The organism is Cobetia sp. PDI-23MA (assembly GCF_059507735.1).
Genome location: NZ_CM183352.1, coordinates 3,360,670 through 3,378,103, shown reverse-complemented (window position 1 = coordinate 3,378,103; position 17,434 = coordinate 3,360,670). Strand labels below are relative to the sequence as shown.

The window sequence follows — 17,434 nt, the reverse complement described above, 5'->3', positions numbered from 1 at the left end:
AAATGACGGGAGGCAAGGCATGCTGGGAATGTGGCGATCAGGCAATCGATTCACCTTGCTGCCGGAAGGTGCGCGGTTTCTGCCCAGCATGCTGGAGGCGGTGGAAACCGCACGCCATTCCATCCTGTTGGAGCTGTATCTGGCCGAGAGCGGCCACCTCAGTCGCGTACTGATCGATGCGCTGTGTGGCGCGCGCCGCCGCGGCGTGACGGTGCTGGTGCTGCTGGATGGCTTTGGCTCGCTGGGCCTCGAGGAGGCTGACCGCCAGCGCATGATCGAGGCCGATATCCAGCTGCGGGTCTACAACCCGCTTGCCTGGTGGCGGCTGGGGCGCAACCTGACGCGTGACCATCGCAAGCTGCTGGTGGTCGACGGGGAGGTGGGCTTCACTGGCGGCTTCGGGGCGGTGGATGTCTTCGCCGAGGCCTGGTCGGAAGTCGCGATACGCATCGAGGGGCCGTGCATCAGTGACTGGGTGCGCCTGTTCGCACGCGTGTGGGACTCCGCGGCCAGTCGTGGCCATGGCAGCCGGCTGGCGGTGCGCAGCATCAATGTGCGGGCGTGCCGGGTCGAGGGCTATCTGGGTATGCGTGGGCGGGTAGTCTGGGGGCATGGTTTCCGCTATCAGGCCATCCGTCATTCTCTGCAGCATCAGGCCAGCAGCTCACGCAAGCGGCTGTGGGTCTGCACGCCATACTTCGTGCCGACCTTCAGCATGCGGCGGCGTCTCAAGCGCGCGGCGCGCCGGGGTGTCGATGTCCGTTTGCTGATCGCCGGTCAGCATCATGATCACCCGGGCGTGCGCTCGGCGGGGCAGCGCTTCTATGCCGGGCTGCTCAAGGCGGGCGTGCGTATCCATGAATTCCAGCCCCGCTTTCTGCACGCCAAGTTCTCGCTGGCGGATGACTGGGTGACGCTGGGATCGTGCAACTTCGATCATTGGAGCCTGCAGTGGAATCTGGAGGCCAATCAGGAGGTGCAGGACCATCGCTTCGCCGCCGACGTCGCCACGCTGTTCGAGCATCATTTCGCCCACAGCGTCGAGATCACCCAGGCCGCCTGGCAGCGTCGGCCGCTGATGCAGCGCTGTCGCGAGTGGGGTTATGGCACCCTGGATAGCCTGGTGACGCGGCTACGCTGAGAGGCGCACGCGGCTTGGGAAACGACAACGCCGGATGACCCATGAGGTCGCCCGGCGTTGTCGTTTTCAAGGCTGCATGGCGTACAGAGCGCCATGGCGAGCTCAGCGCTTCTTGCCGCCGCCCTTGCCGCCGCTCTTGTTGCCACCCTTGCCACTGCCCTTGTTGCCGGCGTGCTTGCTGCGCGGAATGCCGGCCGCACCCGGTGCGGCGGACCCCTTGCGACGCGGCGACGGCTTGGGGCTTTCCGGCGGGACACGATAGAGCAGGTAGAGATCCAGCAGCAGCTCCGGCAGCTGGTTGACGAAGCGCTGGGCACCGATCGGATCGGCGATCAATTCACCGATCTCCGGGTCTTCATCGTCGAAGACGCCCGAGATGGCCATGAACGGCAGCAGCAGTTCGGCGGCAGTCTCTTCCTGGGCACCGAACCAGGCCTCCTCGTCCATGAACACGCCTTCCATGAAGCCGGCACACCAGTCGCCGATCGGCGTCTCGACCGGGTCGGCACCGCCCAGCTCCAGCTCGAACAGCAGTTCCGGCAGCACGCCGTGCTCGAGGGCATCGATGGCGTTGGCGCGCATCTGCTCGAACAGGGAGACGACTTCCGCTTCCTGCTGCGGGCTTTCGTAGCTTGGCTGCCCCTGGAAGAGTTCCGGCAGCCACAGGCTGGAGGGCACTTCGCGCGGCGCGATGGCCAGTGCCAGCATGAAGCCATGCGCACTGATGATATCGAGAGCTTCCGGGCCGACGATGTCGGACTCGAGGAATTCGTCGAGGATGTCGAGGGATTCATCATCCAGCAGCGGCTGGGTCTGGACAGGCTCGGCCATGGGGGAGTCTCGCGTGCGATAGGGGAGAAGTCGAACAGTGCCGCCTGGCTACCTGGGTGAACCAAGAGGAACCGGGCAGGCGTGAATGGCGCTAGTGTATCATTTCACGCCCCGAGGAGTGGTACGCTCGCTCGTCATCAGCTCATCCGTTCCTTCGCTCTGCTGTCTGGTCTTCGTGTCATGTCATCATCCACTCATCGTGTCGTCAGTCGTCACCGCTTTGCGCCCGATCATGCTCTGGCCTGCCTGGGGGAGGCCCCCGCCACGCCGCTGCCGCTGGCCGATGCCGCCGCGCTCGAGGCGCTGACGGCGCCTGCCCTGCACGCGACGCTGGAGGCGCAGGTGCTGGCATGTCTGGCACGCGCGCGCGCCCTGTTCCCAGAGCTGCGCATGCCGTCAGTCTCCTGCCGCCTCAAGGGGCGCACGGCGGGCACGGCGGATTCGGCGCGCCAGCGGCTGCGCTTCAATTGGCAACTGCTCAGCGAGAACCGCCATCACTTCCTCAGCCAGACCGTCCCCCACGAGGTCGCGCACTGGGTGGTGATGGAGGTGGTTGAGCGCGCCGGCAAGACGCGTGTCAAACCCCATGGCCCCGAGTGGCAGCAGGTGATGACCAACCTCTACGGCATCCCGCCGGAGGTGACGCATCGCATGGATGTCTCGACTGCCAGTCCGACGCCCTGGGCCTATGGCTGTGGCTGCGATACCGCGCACTATTTCAGCTCGCGACGCCATGCCAATGCCCAGCGCGGCCACCGCTATCGCTGTCGGCGCTGTGGCCAGGAATTGAACGGGCCCTTGAATGACCCGGCGTGCAATGCGTCGACTACGCGTTGAGGCGCATTTCGCTCGCTGGCGCGTCATTGCAAAGTGCGAGTCGCGCCAGAGGGTGTCTTTCAGGCGGTTTCTGTCCTCCGAACGTCGCTGTGACCTTGGTGTAATTTGTTGATAAACAGTTGAAATAATTAGTAAAAATTTATCTACCAAGGTCTAGTGTGTGGCCCCCCCATGCTTGGGTTTAAGCTGAAATGGACTTGCCTCGGCTCGCCTGCGCTTCACGCATGCCGCGTGGGACAGCGAGTCGCCAGCCAATCCGTCAGAGGTCACGCCACATGAGCGAACATGCCAAGGTCCATCCGGTCACTCCCGATGCCGCCGCCCACGCCTGGGCAGACCGCGAGCGCTATCAGGCCATGTATCAGCAGTCCGTCGAGGCACCGGAGACATTCTGGGCCGAGCAGGCCCAGTCACTGGACTGGTTCGATGCGCCCTCGGTGATCCGCAATACCAACTTCGGTCCCGGTGACGTCGATGTGCGCTGGTTCGAGGATGGCAAGCTCAACGTGGCGCACAACTGCCTCGATCGCCACCTCGCCGAGCGTGGCGATCAGGTTGCCATCATCTGGGAAGGGGATGACCCGAACGAGTCCCAGTCGATCACCTATCGCGAGCTGCACGCGCGTGTCAGCCAGTTTGCCAATGGCCTCAAGGAGTTGGGCGTCAAGCGGGGCGATGTGGTCACGCTATACATGCCGATGATTCCCGAAGCCGCGATGGCGATGCTGGCCTGTACACGTATTGGTGCCGTGCACTCGGTGGTATTCGGTGGCTTCTCGCCGGACGCGCTGGCGGGGCGTATCGTCGATTCCAGCTCGCGCATCGTGATCACCGCCGATGAGTCACTGCGGGGTGGCAAGCGCGTGCCGCTCAAGGAAAACGTCGACGAGGCGCTGGAGCGTGATGGCACCGACTGTGTCGACCACGTGCTGGTGGTGCGGCGTACCGGCGGTGAGGTGGACTGGGGCAGACGCGATGCCTGGTTCCATGAGCTGGTGGACCGTCAGTCCAGTGACTGTCCGGCCGAGGCGATGGGCGCCGAAGACCCGCTGTTCATCCTCTACACTTCCGGTTCCACCGGCACACCCAAGGGCCTGAAGCACACCACGGGCGGTTATCTACTCTATGCCGCGATGACCCATCGCTACGTGTTCGATTACCACGACGGTGATATCTACTGGTGCACGGCGGATGTCGGCTGGGTGACAGGCCACAGCTACATCGTCTACGGACCGCTGGCCAATGGCGCGACCACGCTGATGTTCGAGGGTGTGCCCAGCTATCCGACCCACGGGCGCATCGGCGAGATCGTCGACAAGCACCAGGTCAACATTCTCTATACCGCCCCGACTGCCGTGCGTGCGCTGATGGCACACGGTGACAGCGTGATGGACTCAAGCTCGCGCACGAGCCTGCGGCTGCTCGGCTCGGTGGGCGAGCCGATCAACCCCGAGGCCTGGGAGTGGTTCCACCGCGTGATCGGCAATGGCAATTGCCCGCTGGTGGACACCTGGTGGCAGACCGAGACCGGTGGCATCATGATCGCGCCGCTGCCGGGCGCGACCGACCTCAAGCCGGGCTCCGCCACGCTGCCGTTCTTCGGTGTGCAGCCGGCGCTGGTCGACAACGAGGGCAACATCCTCGAGGGCGCGACCGAAGGCAATCTGGTGATTCTCGACAGCTGGCCGGGGCAGGCACGTTCGATCTGGGGCAATCACGAACGCTACGTGCAGACCTACTTCTCCACCTATGCGGGCATGTACTTTACCGGTGATGGCTGTCGTCGTGACGAGGATGGCTACTACTGGATCACCGGGCGCGTCGATGATGTGCTCAACGTCTCTGGCCACCGCATGGGCACCGCCGAGATCGAGTCCTCGCTGGTCGCGCATGAGGCGGTCGCCGAGGCCGCCGTGGTCGGCTATCCCCATGACATCAAGGGCCAGGGTATCTACATCTACGTGACGCTCAACGACGGCATCGAAGCCAGTGATGAACTCAAGAGGACGCTGACCCAGTGGGTACGCAAGGACATCGGCCCGATCGCCTCGCCGGACGTCATCCAGTGGGCGCCGGGGCTGCCCAAGACGCGTTCCGGCAAGATCATGCGCCGTATCCTCAGGAAGATCGCCGCCAACGAGACCGACGGCCTCGGCGATACCTCGACACTGGCAGACCCGTCAGTGGTGGATGACCTGATCGAGCAGCGCGCCAACCGCTGAACGCGGCGAGTGACGGTCGTCGCGGCCTGAAACGACACGCAGTGACAGCAAAGCGCGGGAGCCAGGCTCCCGCGCTTTTTTTGTGTCTATCTGTGGGCATCTGTCTGTTCGTATTCCTGGCCCACGCTTTTGCGCTGTGCGAGACGTGAAAGGTTGGCCATCGAGGAGGCGCTGGCTTGATAATGACATGGAAGCTCATTTACCCAATCAATTCATGATCAAGGCCGCCCCCATGTCAGCAGGCAAGTCGGATGCATCCTGCCCCGCCTCTCAGCCAGCCAGTTCTCCCGCCAGTTCTCCCGCCGCCGCGTCGTCCAATGAGGGTGAGAATCGTCCTCGCGCCGTCGTCCTGATGTGCCTGTCGGCGATCTCGTTCGCGCTGATGGGGGCGATGGTCAAGCTGAGCGGCGACCTGCCGCTGTTCGAGAAGGTCTTCGTGCGCAACCTGGTCAGTCTCGGCGTGGCGGTGGTGATGGTGCGCATGGCGGGCGCGCGCCTGCTGGGCCATTGGCATCACCAGCCGATGCTGATGGCGCGGTCACTGATCGGACTCGGCGGCGTGATGAGCTTCTTCTACGCCATCGATCATCTTCTGCTGGCAGATGCGACTATCCTGAATAAGCTATCGCCGTTCTTCGTCAGCCTGTTCGCCGGCCTCTTCCTGGCCGAGCGCCTTGGTGGCTGGCGGCTGGCCGGCATGCTGGTCGCCTTCTCTGGCGCAGCGCTGGTCATCAAGCCGCAACTGGCATTTGCCGAGGGCGGGGTGGAGGCATTGTTGCCCGCCATGGTCGGGCTGGGTTCGGCAATGCTGGCGGGGGCGGCCTATACGCTCATCCGTGCGATGAGAGGGCGCGAGGCCTCGGCGACCATCGTGCTGCATTTCTCGCTGGTCTCCAGTGTGGTGACATTGGTGCCGATGTTGATGAATCCGGTGATGCCGAGCGGCCCTCAGGTGCTGGCCTTGCTGGGCATCGGCGTCTTTGCGGCCGGCGGTCAGATTCTGATGACCACGGCTTATCGTCTCGCACCGGCGGGGGAAGTATCGATCTATTCCTATCTGACCATCGTGTTTTCGGCACTGGCGGGCTGGGCCATCTGGGGCGAGGTGCCGGATATCGCCAGTCTGATCGGCTTCGTGCTGATTGCCTGTGTCGCATTGATCGGCTGGCATGCCAGTCGCGTTGCGGGTAGGGTTGTCTGACTCACCATCCCCAGGATGCTGTCAGAATCAGCGCACGGATTGTTCGCTCGCCGGGCATCAATCCGTGCGATACTCGTGTTCCCCGAGCGAAACATCAGTACATCTTCCGATGGTGGGCTGCTTTGTTAAACGCGCGTTTTATGGGGTAACATGCCAGAAAATAACGGCGATTGTTGACCGGCCAGGAAGGTCGGTGATGATCACCATCGGGGTTTTGGAGGAGACTCAATGGCCTTTGCCCAGAAGTTCATCGTTGCAGACGATCACCCGCTCTTTCGTGCCGCACTGACCCAGGCGCTTAGACAAGTCGCCTCTCAGGCAGAGATCGTCGAGGCTGACAGCATGGAAGCGACCAACGAAGTCGTTGCCCGCCATCCCGATGCCGACCTGATCCTGTTGGACCTGCACATGCCGGGAGCCCACGGCTTCTCCGGTCTGATCCAGTTGCGTGGCCAGACACCGGACATCCCGGTGGCGGTCGTGTCCGGTAGCGAGGAGCCCTACGTGGTGCGCCGCGCCATCGATTATGGGGCCTCCGGCTTCATTCCCAAGTCCGCCAGTCTCGACGTCATCGCCGAAGCCATCGGCGAGATCCTCGAAGGCGAGGTCTGGCTGCCGGCAGATATCGCCGAGGCCATGGGCGAGTCTTCCGAGGATGAATCGCGCTTCGCCGAGGCGATCGCGTCACTGACGCCGCAGCAGTTCCGCGTGCTCAACATGCTGACGGAAGGTCTGCTCAACAAGCAGATCGCCTATGAGCTGAATGTGTCCGAGGCCACCATCAAGGCTCACGTGACCGCCATTCTGCGCAAGCTGGGCGTGCATTCGCGCACCCAGGCTGTCATCGCGGCCCAGCGTCTGGAAGTCGAGCCGCCGAAAGTCCGCTCCTGATCCCGCGTCAGCGCTTGAGCTGAGGCTCTCCTCGAGAGTCGCATCTTCACGCCACAAAAAGCCCGCCCTGTCGCTGACAGGGCGGGCTTTTTGCTTCTACCAAGTCTAAAGATCGACAGGCCAGCCCGACTGATCAGGGGGCTGGGTCATCCGTCGCGGCGTCGGAGGCATCACTCGCGCCACTGGTGTGCTTCTCGGCGCGATTGGCCTGCAGGGTGCGCGTCAGCAGCGCACGCAGCGCGGCGGGTCGCACCGGCTTGAGCAGCAGGTGATAGCCCGCACGGCGCACTTCCTCGGCGACTTCATCGGTGCGGTCGGCGGTGATCACGATGCCCGGTACCGAGCCCGCCAGACGCTCATCCAGCGCATCCAGTGCCATCAGGCCAGTCACCTCGTTGTCGAGGTGGTAGTCGGCGAGGATGGCATCCGGATCACCATCCAGGTTGCGGATCACCGACTTGGCGCCGCCGATCGAGGTCGCCGTGAACACCTCGCAGCCCCAGCCGGACAGCATCGCCTTCATGCCTTCGAGAATCAGGCTCTCGTTGTCGATGCACAGGACGCGAGTACCGGTCAGCTTGTTGCCGGCGCGCTTGCGAGCCGGCACGGCATCCGGCAGCTCGGCTGCCGGCAGCTCCTTGCTGATCGGCACGCTGACGGCGAAGACGGTGCCGATGCCGACCCAGCTGCGCACCGTGATCGGGTGGTCGAGCACCCGGCTCATGCGTTCGGCGATCGACAGCCCCAGGCCGAGGCCCTTCTCGCTCTCCTTGTGACGCTCGGTCTGATCGAGACGCCGGAATTCCTGGAAGATCTCGGTCAGCTTCGACTCGGGAATGCCGGGGCCGGTGTCCCAGACCTCGATGCGAATGCGATCGCCCAGACGGCGGCAGCCCAGCAGCACATGGCCCTGACGGGTATAGCGCACCGCGTTGGAGAGGAAGTTCTGCACGATGCGTCTGAGCATCTGGCCATCGGAATCCACCGCCAGCTGGGTCATCACCACCTTCAGGTCAAGTCCGCGGTCTTCCGCCATCACCTCGAACTCGGCCTTGAGCGGCTTGAGGATGTCGGAGAGGCGGAACACGCTGCGCCGCGGTGCCAGGGCGCCTGCGTCCAGCTTGGAAATGTCGAGCAGGGTGCTGAGCAGCTCCTCGGCGGCCTGCAATGAGTTGTCGATGTGATTGGTGGTGGTCTTCATCTCGCCTTCGACCTGCTGGGCGAGGGCGGAGGTGAACAGACGCGCCGCATTCAGTGGCTGCAGCAGGTCGTGGCTGGCCGCGGCCAGAAAGCGTGTCTTGGAGGCATTGGCATCCTCGGCCAGCTGCTTGGCCTGACGCAGTGCCTGCTCGGCCTCAGCGCGCACGCGGTTCTCGGTGCGCAGGGCCTCGTTGACCTGTGACAGCTCCTGGGTACGCACGCGCACGCGCTCTTCCAGGTTCTCGTTGGTCTCCTTGAGGGCGATCTCCGCCAGACGTCGCTCGGTGATGTCCTGATAGAGCGCGAAGAAGCCGAGGATGTTGCCCTTGGTACTGAAGTGCGGCGTATAGGTGACCAGCATGTAACGCACGCCGCCTTCCGAGGCTTCCAGCGAGATCTCGAAGGAGACGCGCTCACCGGACAGCGCGCGCGTCATCCACGGTGCACGCTGGCGATAGATGTCTTCCGGCATCGCCTCTTCGGCGGGCTCGCCGATCACGGCTGTACGGTCGATGCCCATCACCGCTTCATAGGCACGGTTGGTGAAGAGGTAGCGGCACTCCTTGTCGAAGTAGGCGATCAGCGCCGGCACGTTGTCAGTGTAGATGCGGATGTTGTTTTCCGAGCGGATCAGCGCCTCTTCGGTGCGCTTCTGCTGGGTGATGTCCTGATAGGTGTAGACGAAGCCGCCACCGGGCATCGGATTGCCCTGGATCTCCATCACGCTGTCATCCTGGCGATAGCGCACGTAGCGGTGCGGCTCGCCGTTGCGGATGGCATCCAGTAGCTGGTCGACGTGCTCTTCGGGGTCGCCCGGTCCGTATTCGCCGTTGTGGGCGTTGTAGCGGAAGATGCGATCGATGGGCGCGCCGACCCGGATCAGGTTGTCAGGGAAGCGGAACATGTCCAGGTAGCGCTGATTCCACACTACCAGGCGCATGTGCTGGTCGACCACGCTGATGCCCTGGTGGATGTTCTCGATGGTTGCCTGCAGCAGGGCGCGGTTGAATTCGAGCACCTGCGAGGCTTCATCGACGATGGAGATGACATCCGAGATGCCGATGCCGCGACCCTGCAGCGCCGAGTTGACGACGATGCGTGCCGAGGAGGCCCCGAGCACCGAGGCCAGGAAGCGTTCGGTGAACTGGATCAGGTCGATGGAGGCGCGTGCATGCAGCTCCAGCGGCTGGCCACTGCGGCGCGCGTAGTCCTCGAAGGCGCGCTCGACCTGCTCGTGGCTCAGGAAGCGCTCACACAGGACGCGCAGGTCCGAGACGGAGGTGGAGCCGGTCCAGGGGCGCGAGACGCTGGTCTGACGGGTCTCGACGCTGTCGACGAACAGTGAGGCCTGGATGCGCTCGACCACGCGCTGCGGCGTCATCTGCGAGACGAAGATGTAGCAGAACAGGTTCAGGCCGAGTGACAGCATCACGCCGTGGGTCAACGGGTCGTTGAAGCGGAAGCCGAACAGGCCATGCGGCGACAGCCAGTCGATGCCCAACGGGCCTTGATTGACGATCTCGGCCGGCATTAGCCCCGCCTGTGCCAGTGCCGGGATGAGCAGGGTCCAGGCCCAGACCGCGAAGCCGACATTCAGGCCGACGATGACACCAAGACGGTTGCCACGCTTCCAGTAGAGGCCGCCCATCAGCGAGGGCGCGAACTGGGCGACGGCGGCGAACGACAGCAGGCCGATGGCCGAGAGGGTGCTGTATTCGGCGATCAGCAGATAGAAGCCGTAGGCCAGCGCCAGGATCATCACGATGGTCAGGCGGCGCGCCAGCAACACGATATGGCTGTAGTCGCGTGCCTCGGTATCGAACCAGCGCAGGCGGAACAACAGCGGAATCACGATCTCGTTGGAGATCATGATCGAGACCGCGACGGCGGCGACGATCACCATGCCGGTGGCGGCGGAGAAGCCGCCGATGAAGGTCAGCAGGGTCAGCCAGGTCTGGTCGGCTGCCATCGGCAGCGCCAGCACGAAGCTGTCCGGTGACACCGAACCATCGGGGAACATGGTCAGGCCGGCGGCGGCGATCGGCAGCACGAAGAAGGAGATGGCGACCAGGTAGATCGGGAACATCCAGCGCGCACGGCGGGCGTCATCGTGGTGGGTGTTCTCGACCACCGCGACGTGGAACTGACGCGGCAGGCAGAAGATCGCCAGCATCGCCAGCAGCGTCTGGGCCCAGAAGCCGGTGCCGAAGGTCTGAGTCTCCAGCTGCTGTTGCAGCTCCAGATAGGTGTCGGCCTTGGTGAACAGATCGCCCAGGCCATTGAACATGCCCCAGGTGACATAGACGCCCAAGGTCAGGAAGGCGACCAGCTTGACCAGCGATTCGAAGGCGATCGCCTGCAACAGGCCGACATGGTGCTCGGTGGCGTCGGTGTGGCGGGTGCCGAACAGGATGGCGAACAGCGCCATGATCGCCGCGACATAGAAGGCGGTATCGCCCAGCCAGGCGGTTCGCGTGACGTCGCTGGTGTCGGTGAGTACCTGATAGGCACTCGAGACGGCCTTCAGCTGCAAGGCGATGTAGGGCAGGGTGCCGACCAGGGCCACCAGCGAGGCGAACACCGCCAGCGACTGTGTCTTGCCGTAGCGCGAGGCGATGAAGTCGGCGATCGAGGTGATGTTCTGGCGCTTGGCGACCCGAATCATCTTGAGCAGAATCGGCCAGAACAGCAGACAGGCCAGAATCGGCCCGATGAAGATGCTCAGATAACTCCAGCCGCTGGTCGCGGCCTGTCCGACGCTGCCGTAGAAGGTCCAGCTGGTGCAGTAGACCGCAAGCCCCAGACTGTAGACCGCTGGGCGCCGATTCGGCGACCCGTGTTTCTTGGCGTTGCGATCACCCCGCCATGCAATCGTGAACAGCACCGCGATATATGCGAGTGCCACTGCGATCAGCCACCACCCCTGGAACATGTCGCTCTCCTCTCTGGAAGCGCCATTCTACGCAGCCCCGCCACGAGTCCCAAGCACTGTGCATGACAGACTCGATGTCGTGAGAATCGTGAGGAAGACGCTCCGTCATCCATTGATACGCAGAGGCCTCGGTGATCGGCGCCAAGAAGCCGTTAATGGCGTCTGCACAACGGGCCTGTTTTTTCGGTATCGGCCAATGTCATGCGCGCAACGCGCGGAAGATTTCGTCGATCATCCTTCGCCCATTTGGCCAATAGACCAAGGGATTGCATCTTTAGGATATCAATCAACTTGTTGATTTTAAATGAATTGCATCGTTCTCAACCTTGCTCCATCAGGGGTGGCTGACATTCTCGACTAAAGTCAGCCTGCAACGTTGCAGGGCCTTGTCTACTGTCAGATTCGAGTCGCCAAGTTTCCTGTCATGGCTTGAAAAGCGCAGGAAATACCCATCAACCGCCGAGAAAGGATCATCCGCTGATGGATGGTCATCGATCTCTGGATCACCAACCACTCCACTTCGCCAATCACAATAACAATGCGAGAACACCATCATGAAGGAAGCGAATGCCAAGGCGTATTGGTCCGCCAATATCAAACTGATCATGGGCTATCTCGTGGTCTGGTTCGTGGTGTCCTATGGATGCGGGATATTGCTGGTGGACGTGCTGAACAACATCCAGTTCTTCGGTTTCAAACTGGGCTTCTGGTTTGCGCAACAGGGAGCGATCTACTTCTTCCTCGCGCTGATCATTCTGTATGCCCGTTCGATGAACAAGCTCGATGAGCGTTTCGATGTTCACGAGCAATGAGTCAGTGACACGCCGGGCACAGGCCGCTCGTCGTGACGCATCGTAGTGTGAATAAGAACAATATGATCGACATCGCCAAGGACACTGCCAATGGATGTTCAACTGCTGACCTATCTGTTCGTGGGCGCATCATTTGCGCTCTATATCGGGATCGCGGTGTGGTCGCGAGCCGGTTCCACCAAGGAATTCTATGTCGCCGGGGGTGGCGTTCACCCCATCGCCAACGGGGCCGCGACCGCGGCTGACTGGATGTCGGCGGCCTCGTTCATCTCGATGGCGGGCATCATCGCCTATGTCGGCTATGACGCCTCCGTCTACCTGATGGGCTGGACCGGTGGCTACGTCCTGCTGGCCATGCTGCTGGCGCCGTATCTGCGCAAGTTCGGCAAGTTCACGGTGCCGGACTTCGTCGGTGACCGTTACTACTCCAGTGTCGCACGCACCGTGGCGGTGATCTGCGTCATCTTCATTTCCTTCACCTATGTCGCCGGCCAGATGCGCGGTACCGGTATCGTCTTCGCGCGTTTCCTCGAGGTGGACGTGAATGTCGGTGTCGTCATCGGCATGGCAATCGTCTTCTTCTATGCCGTTCTGGGGGGCATGAAGGGCATCACCTACACCCAGGTGGCGCAGTACTGCGTGTTGATCTTCGCTTTCCTGGTACCGGCCGTCTTCCTGTCGATCATGATGACGGGCCATGTGCTGCCGCAGACCGGCTTCGGCGGCACCCTGGTGGACGCACAAGGCAACGATACTGGTGTCTATCTGTTGCACAAGCTTGATCAGGTGGTGACCGATCTCGGCTTCCGTGAGTACACCGAGGGTTCCAAATCCACTATCGATGTCTTCTTCATCACCGCCGCGCTGATGTGCGGTACCGCTGGCCTGCCCCACGTCATCGTGCGCTTCTTCACGGTGCCGACGGTCAAGGATGCGCGTATCTCCGCCGGTTGGGCGCTGTTCTTCATCGCCTTGCTCTACACCACTGCGCCGGCCGTGGGCGCCTTCGCGCGAGTGAACCTGGTCGAGACCGTCAATGACACCGCCTATGAGGAGCTGCCGGGCTGGTTCTACAACTGGGAGAACACAGGGTTGATCGGCTGGGTCGACAAGAATGGCGACGGCATCATCCAGATGCGTGGCGGTGATCCCTTCGCGGGCAAGCCGAGCTATGAAGGCAGCGCTGACAGCCAGGCAGCACGCGGTGAGCACGGTCAGCGTCTGGTGAGCAACACGCCCACCGACAACGAGAGCGAGGTCTACATCGACCGCGACATCATCGTGCTGGCCAACCCGGAGATCGGCAACCTGCCAGCATGGGTCATCGCACTGGTAGCGGCGGGTGGGGTGGCGGCAGCACTCTCGACGGCGGCCGGTCTGTTGCTGGTCATCTCGTCGGCCATCTCGCATGACCTGCTCAAGAAGACCTTCAAGCCTGATATCAGCGAGAAGCAGGAGCTGATCGCGGCACGTCTGGCGGCGGCAGTGGCCATCGTGATCGCCGGTTACTTCGGCATCAATCCGCCAGGCTTCGTGGCGCAGGTAGTGGCCTTTGCCTTCGGGCTTGCGGCATCGAGCTTCTTCCCGGTCATCCTGCTGGGGATCTTCTCCAAGCGCATGAACAAGGAAGGTGCTATCGCGGGCATGTTGGTCGGCCTGGTGTTCACCTTCAGTTACATCGTCTACTTCAAGTTCATCTCGCCGGAACTCAACAGTGCCGAGAACTGGTTGCTGGGTGTGTCGCCGGAGGGGATCGGCTCACTGGGCATGGTGCTCAACTTCGTCGTCGCAGTCATCGTCTGCAAGATGACCCCGCCGCCGCCCGAGCACATCCAGCATATCGTCGAGGACATTCGTGTTCCGCGCGGGGCCGGGACAGCAGTGGATCACTGATTCAGGCAGCAGGGCCTGTTCGCGCAGCACGCAGCATCGGCGCGAACAGGCCCCCGTTTCCCGAAGCCCCGTCTTGCAATTGCAGGCGGGGCCTCGTGGTTTGAGGGCTCGTGCATCGATCAGCGATGCACGCGCAGAGGGGAGTCGCTGTCATGCAAGCGTCACTGGTGGATATCGCGTTCGAGGAGCCGCCGTTCAGTCTGCTGGATGAGCGACTTCGGCAACGACTGGCCGAAGGGGTGGATCTTCACTATTTCGAGGCACTGGCACAGCCGCTGGTGCCGGGGGCCGTCGGTGAGGCGGTCTACATCATTCACAAGGGCGAGGTGGCGGAACTGGCCGCTGATTCGGCACTGCCGGACGCCGCCACGCTCGACAAGGCGCAGCGCGAGGGGCTGGATGCCTGGGGCAGTCTGCGCATCGGTCATTACACCGCGGGAGACCTGTTCGGGGCGCTGACGCTGCTCAATGGCCATTGCCGTACCCGTTTCGTCTGCGAGCAGGAGACGCTGTGCTACCAGCTACCCGCTCAGCTGTTCTTCTCGCTGTGCCATGAGTGTCCTGCCTTCGGTGAGTACTTCCAGCACAGCCTGAGTGACAAGGCGCGGCTGCTGGCGGCGCAGCGTGATACCCGTCAGGGCGCGAGTCGCGACCAGGCGGGCTTCATGCTGGCGCGGGTGATGGACTGCATGCGCCCGCCGCTCAAGCTGGCGGCCAGCGCCAGCATCGAGCAGGGGGTCAAGGCCATGCAGACGGCGGGGGCGGACAGCCTGATCATCTCTGTCGAAGGGCGTCAGGGCGTGGTGACACGCACAGACCTGCTCAATGCGCTGGTGATTCAGGGCTTGGCTCCCAACCATCCGCTCGCCTCGCTGGGCAGCTTTGCGCTGGTGGCGGTCACGGCGGAGGAGTATCTGTTCCAGGCGCTGGTGCAGATGACCCGTCACCGGGTCGCGCGGGTCGTGGTCAAGGAGCGCCTGACGCCTGACGCGGCGGTCGTCGGGGTCATCGAGCTGACCGACGTGCTGGGGTTCTTCTCCAATCGCAGTCAGCTGGTGAGTCTCGAGATCGAGCGCGCCTCTGACATGGCGGCGCTTGAGCAGGCCAGTGCGCGTCTGCCGGAAATGGTCAGGGCGCTGGCGATGCAGGGAGTCCACATACGCCATGCGATGGGGCTGTTGAGTGCGCTCAACGGGCGCCTGATCGAGCGCACCTTCGCCATGCTGGTGGCGGAGGAACACCGAGCCTCCAGTTGCCTGATGCTGATGGGCAGTGAAGGGCGCGGAGAGCAGATCCTCAAGACCGATCAGGACAATGGACTGATCATAGCCGATGGCCACCAGTGGCCCGATAACGAGGACATCCTGCAGCACTTCAGTGACGCCCTGGCGGGTCTCGGCTATCCACCATGCCCTGGAAATATCATGGTCTCCAATCCGGAGTGGGTCGCCACCGAGTCGCGTTGGCGCGGCAAGATCGCGCGCTGGTGCGCCGGGCGCAATGGAGAGGCGCTGATGAATCTGGCCATCGTCTTCGATGCGCGCGCCAGCGGCGGCAATGAAGCACTGGTCGACAGCTTGCGCGGCCATCTGGTGCGCCACGCCACGCGTGATGAACTGCTGCTGTCGCACTTCGCGCGCCCGGCGCTGCATTTCTCGACCCCGCTGACGCTGTTCGGCTCCTTGCGCTCGCCGCGCCACGGCATCGATATCAAGAAGGGCGGCATCTTCCCCATCGTGCATGGCGTTCGCACCATGGCGCTGGAACGTGGAGTGATGGCCACCGGCACCTTCGCGCGGCTTGAGGCGCTGGTCAGCGATGGGCGTATCGAGGCCAGCGACAGCGCCGATCTTGCCGAGGCGTTGTCGCTGTTTGCCGAGTTGCGTCTGCGCCAGCAGCTGCGCCATCTGGAAGAGGACGAACATGGCGCTGCCGCCGGCGGGGCTGGCGACTCGCGCAAAGATGGCCAGGACAAGACCTCGGCGGCGCGGGAGGCAGGGAGTCGCAACCTGATCATCACCCAGTCGCTGTCCTCGTTGGAGCGTGATCTATTGCGCGATGCCCTGAGTCGGGTCAAGGACTTCAAGCAGCGCCTGTCACATCGTTATCACCTGGAATACTGAACCGGCCTCAAGGCCGAGGGGAGGTGGCATGTTCGAACAACTGAGACGCGCCAGTGATCGTCGTCGTCATGCCCAGGGCGAGTTCGCCGAGCTCTTTCGTCCCTGGCATGCCGCCGAGCGGGGCGGGGAGCGTGTGGCGCTGGACTGCGAGACCACCAGTCTCGATGTCGGTCACGCCGAGCTGGTCTCGCTGGCAGCGGTGCGTTTCGATGCGCGCCATATTCATACCTCCAGCGCACTGTCGCTCTACCTGCAATGCCCGCAAGGGCTGCAGGGCGACTCGATCCGTATCCATCGTCTGCGCGGTATCGATCTGCATGGTGGAGAAGCGCTGGGAGATGCGCTGCGACAGCTGCTGGAGTTCATCGGCAATCGCCCGCTGGTGGGCTGGTGCATCGACTTCGATGTCGCGGTGATCAACCGTCACCTGCGGCCACGCTTCGGCTTTGATCTGCCCAACCAGCGTCATGATCTGGCGCGTGATTACGCTAGGCGCTGCAAGCATGAGCAGCCGGATGCCGCCCCGGACCTGCGCTTCGAGGCGATGGCTGATGCCCTGGGCGTGCCGGTGATCGGTCGTCACACTGCGCTGGGGGACGCCGTGACCAGTGCGCTGATGGCGCAGCGCCTGATGCAGGCACCGCTGTCGCCCTCGCTGGTCAGCCAGGCCTGAGTCAGTCGACATCATCCTCAAGGCTATTATGCCAAGGTCTGTTGCCGGAATGTCCAATGGCCCGGCGCACTGCCTTTGTCCACACTGGCAGCCATACGACACGCCCGCTGCGGCGATATGTCGACACGAATTGCACGCCAGTGCACTACCGGCCAGCAGGACGGCCAAGCCATGCAGGATGCAAGACCGAGCAGCTTTGATAACCATAATGAAGCGGCGACAGCGAGCAAAGGCCATGTGTGACAAGGACCTGCTGTCAGCCAGCCTCTGTCAGGCCTGAGGACGGCATCATTCTCTTCAGGATCGTCATCACTGCGCCAGGTGATGACTGTCGGGCCCCGGGCATCTGCTCGGGGCCCGGCTTCAGATAAGGCATCCGCCCACGATTGCCTTCCTTGTGACTCAGGGGTACTTGCCCACGAGGTGCGACATGCTGATCGCGACCAACACGCTGTTGATTCTTGGCCTGGCCATCGTGCTGTTTGCCTACGGCCTCTATATTCGCCGGACACAGGACATGCGCGGTGTGCTGATGTTCTGGTCACGCAAGCTTGCGCTCACTGCGCTTGAATTCAGACTGCAACGCTTCGGTATCCTCGTGATGCTGGGCGGGGTGGTGATCCGCTATCTGGAAGTGCTACGCCTGTTCTAGCCTGCGCCCGCTCTAGCCTGCGCCTG

12 protein-coding genes are annotated in these 17,434 nt (G+C 63.0%); 10 read left to right on the top strand and 2 right to left on the bottom strand.

Translation table 11 applies throughout. The features are described 5' to 3' along the window. Nucleotides 1–19 precede the first annotated feature (19 nt). Nucleotides 20–1,141, top strand: a complete 1,122-nt coding sequence (locus AC5WNJ_RS14365) for a phospholipase D-like domain-containing protein (RefSeq protein ID WP_495930030.1) — start codon at nt 20–22, stop codon at nt 1,139–1,141. 102 nt (nt 1,142–1,243) lie between these two features. Here the strand turns inward: AC5WNJ_RS14365 and AC5WNJ_RS14360 are convergent, their stop codons facing one another. Next, the gene (locus AC5WNJ_RS14360; RefSeq protein ID WP_495930029.1) at nt 1,244–1,972 is read right to left on the bottom strand and encodes a YecA/YgfB family protein; all 729 of its coding nucleotides are present in this window, start codon (nt 1,970–1,972) and stop codon (nt 1,244–1,246) included. A gap of 180 nt (nt 1,973–2,152) precedes the next feature. Here AC5WNJ_RS14360 and AC5WNJ_RS14355 point away from each other — a divergent pair, with 180 nt between their 5' ends. The 4 genes from AC5WNJ_RS14355 to AC5WNJ_RS14340 all read left to right on the top strand — a co-directional run bounded on the left by AC5WNJ_RS14355 (nt 2,153) and on the right by AC5WNJ_RS14340 (nt 7,123). Continuing rightward, nucleotides 2,153–2,809 (top strand): SprT family zinc-dependent metalloprotease, encoded by a 657-nt coding sequence (locus tag AC5WNJ_RS14355; protein WP_495930028.1) that lies wholly within the window; start codon nt 2,153–2,155, stop codon nt 2,807–2,809. 275 nt (nt 2,810–3,084) lie between these two features. Continuing rightward, entirely contained in the window at nt 3,085–5,031 is a 1,947-nt protein-coding gene (acs, locus tag AC5WNJ_RS14350; protein ID WP_495930027.1) for an acetate--CoA ligase, read from the top strand. Between the two features lie 187 nt (nt 5,032–5,218). Beyond that, nucleotides 5,219–6,232 (top strand): DMT family transporter, encoded by a 1,014-nt coding sequence (locus AC5WNJ_RS14345; protein WP_495930026.1) that lies wholly within the window; start codon nt 5,219–5,221, stop codon nt 6,230–6,232. Nucleotides 6,233–6,460: 228 nt separating this feature from the next. After that, on the top strand, nt 6,461–7,123 hold the full coding sequence (locus tag AC5WNJ_RS14340; protein WP_176677926.1) for a response regulator: 663 nt from the start codon (nt 6,461–6,463) through the stop codon (nt 7,121–7,123). 133 nt (nt 7,124–7,256) lie between these two features. Here the strand turns inward: AC5WNJ_RS14340 and AC5WNJ_RS14335 are convergent, their stop codons facing one another. Then, nucleotides 7,257–11,255 carry a hybrid sensor histidine kinase/response regulator gene (locus AC5WNJ_RS14335; RefSeq protein ID WP_176677925.1) on the bottom strand — a complete coding sequence of 1,333 codons (3,999 nt, stop codon included), beginning with the start codon at nt 11,253–11,255 and terminating at the stop codon, nt 7,257–7,259. A gap of 554 nt (nt 11,256–11,809) precedes the next feature. Between AC5WNJ_RS14335 and AC5WNJ_RS14330 the strand changes: the two genes are divergently transcribed. From AC5WNJ_RS14330 to AC5WNJ_RS14310, 5 genes are all read left to right on the top strand, one after another. Beyond that, the gene (locus tag AC5WNJ_RS14330; RefSeq protein WP_043333789.1) at nt 11,810–12,067 is read left to right on the top strand and encodes a DUF4212 domain-containing protein; all 258 of its coding nucleotides are present in this window, start codon (nt 11,810–11,812) and stop codon (nt 12,065–12,067) included. 90 nt (nt 12,068–12,157) lie between these two features. After that, a complete protein-coding gene (locus tag AC5WNJ_RS14325) occupies nt 12,158–13,960 on the top strand; it encodes a sodium:solute symporter family protein (RefSeq protein WP_176677924.1) in 1,803 nt (600 codons plus the stop codon). Nucleotides 13,961–14,112: 152 nt separating this feature from the next. Next, nucleotides 14,113–16,083 carry a DUF294 nucleotidyltransferase-like domain-containing protein gene (locus AC5WNJ_RS14320; RefSeq protein WP_495930025.1) on the top strand — a complete coding sequence of 657 codons (1,971 nt, stop codon included), beginning with the start codon at nt 14,113–14,115 and terminating at the stop codon, nt 16,081–16,083. A gap of 28 nt (nt 16,084–16,111) precedes the next feature. After that, nucleotides 16,112–16,756: a 3'-5' exonuclease gene (locus AC5WNJ_RS14315; protein WP_495930024.1), complete on the top strand. Its 645-nt coding sequence runs from the start codon at nt 16,112–16,114 to the stop codon at nt 16,754–16,756. A 430-nt stretch (nt 16,757–17,186) separates the two neighbouring features. Continuing rightward, a complete protein-coding gene (locus AC5WNJ_RS14310; protein ID WP_043333792.1) occupies nt 17,187–17,408 on the top strand; it encodes a hypothetical protein in 222 nt (73 codons plus the stop codon). Nucleotides 17,409–17,434 lie beyond the last annotated feature (26 nt).

Coding starts and splice junctions, on each gene's coding strand:
- AC5WNJ_RS14345 (WP_495930026.1), top strand. CDS start 5,219: ATGGAAGCTCATTTACCCAATCAATTCATGATCAAGGCCGCCCCCATG.
- AC5WNJ_RS14325 (WP_176677924.1), top strand. CDS start 12,158: ATGGATGTTCAACTGCTGACCTATCTGTTCGTGGGCGCATCATTTGCG.
- AC5WNJ_RS14320 (WP_495930025.1), top strand. CDS start 14,113: ATGCAAGCGTCACTGGTGGATATCGCGTTCGAGGAGCCGCCGTTCAGT.
- AC5WNJ_RS14335 (WP_176677925.1), bottom strand. CDS start 11,255: ATGTTCCAGGGGTGGTGGCTGATCGCAGTGGCACTCGCATATATCGCG.
- AC5WNJ_RS14310 (WP_043333792.1), top strand. CDS start 17,187: ATGCTGATCGCGACCAACACGCTGTTGATTCTTGGCCTGGCCATCGTG.
- AC5WNJ_RS14365 (WP_495930030.1), top strand. CDS start 20: ATGCTGGGAATGTGGCGATCAGGCAATCGATTCACCTTGCTGCCGGAA.
- AC5WNJ_RS14340 (WP_176677926.1), top strand. CDS start 6,461: ATGGCCTTTGCCCAGAAGTTCATCGTTGCAGACGATCACCCGCTCTTT.
- AC5WNJ_RS14355 (WP_495930028.1), top strand. CDS start 2,153: ATGTCATCATCCACTCATCGTGTCGTCAGTCGTCACCGCTTTGCGCCC.
- AC5WNJ_RS14360 (WP_495930029.1), bottom strand. CDS start 1,972: ATGGCCGAGCCTGTCCAGACCCAGCCGCTGCTGGATGATGAATCCCTC.
- AC5WNJ_RS14330 (WP_043333789.1), top strand. CDS start 11,810: ATGAAGGAAGCGAATGCCAAGGCGTATTGGTCCGCCAATATCAAACTG.
- AC5WNJ_RS14315 (WP_495930024.1), top strand. CDS start 16,112: ATGTTCGAACAACTGAGACGCGCCAGTGATCGTCGTCGTCATGCCCAG.
- acs (WP_495930027.1), top strand. CDS start 3,085: ATGAGCGAACATGCCAAGGTCCATCCGGTCACTCCCGATGCCGCCGCC.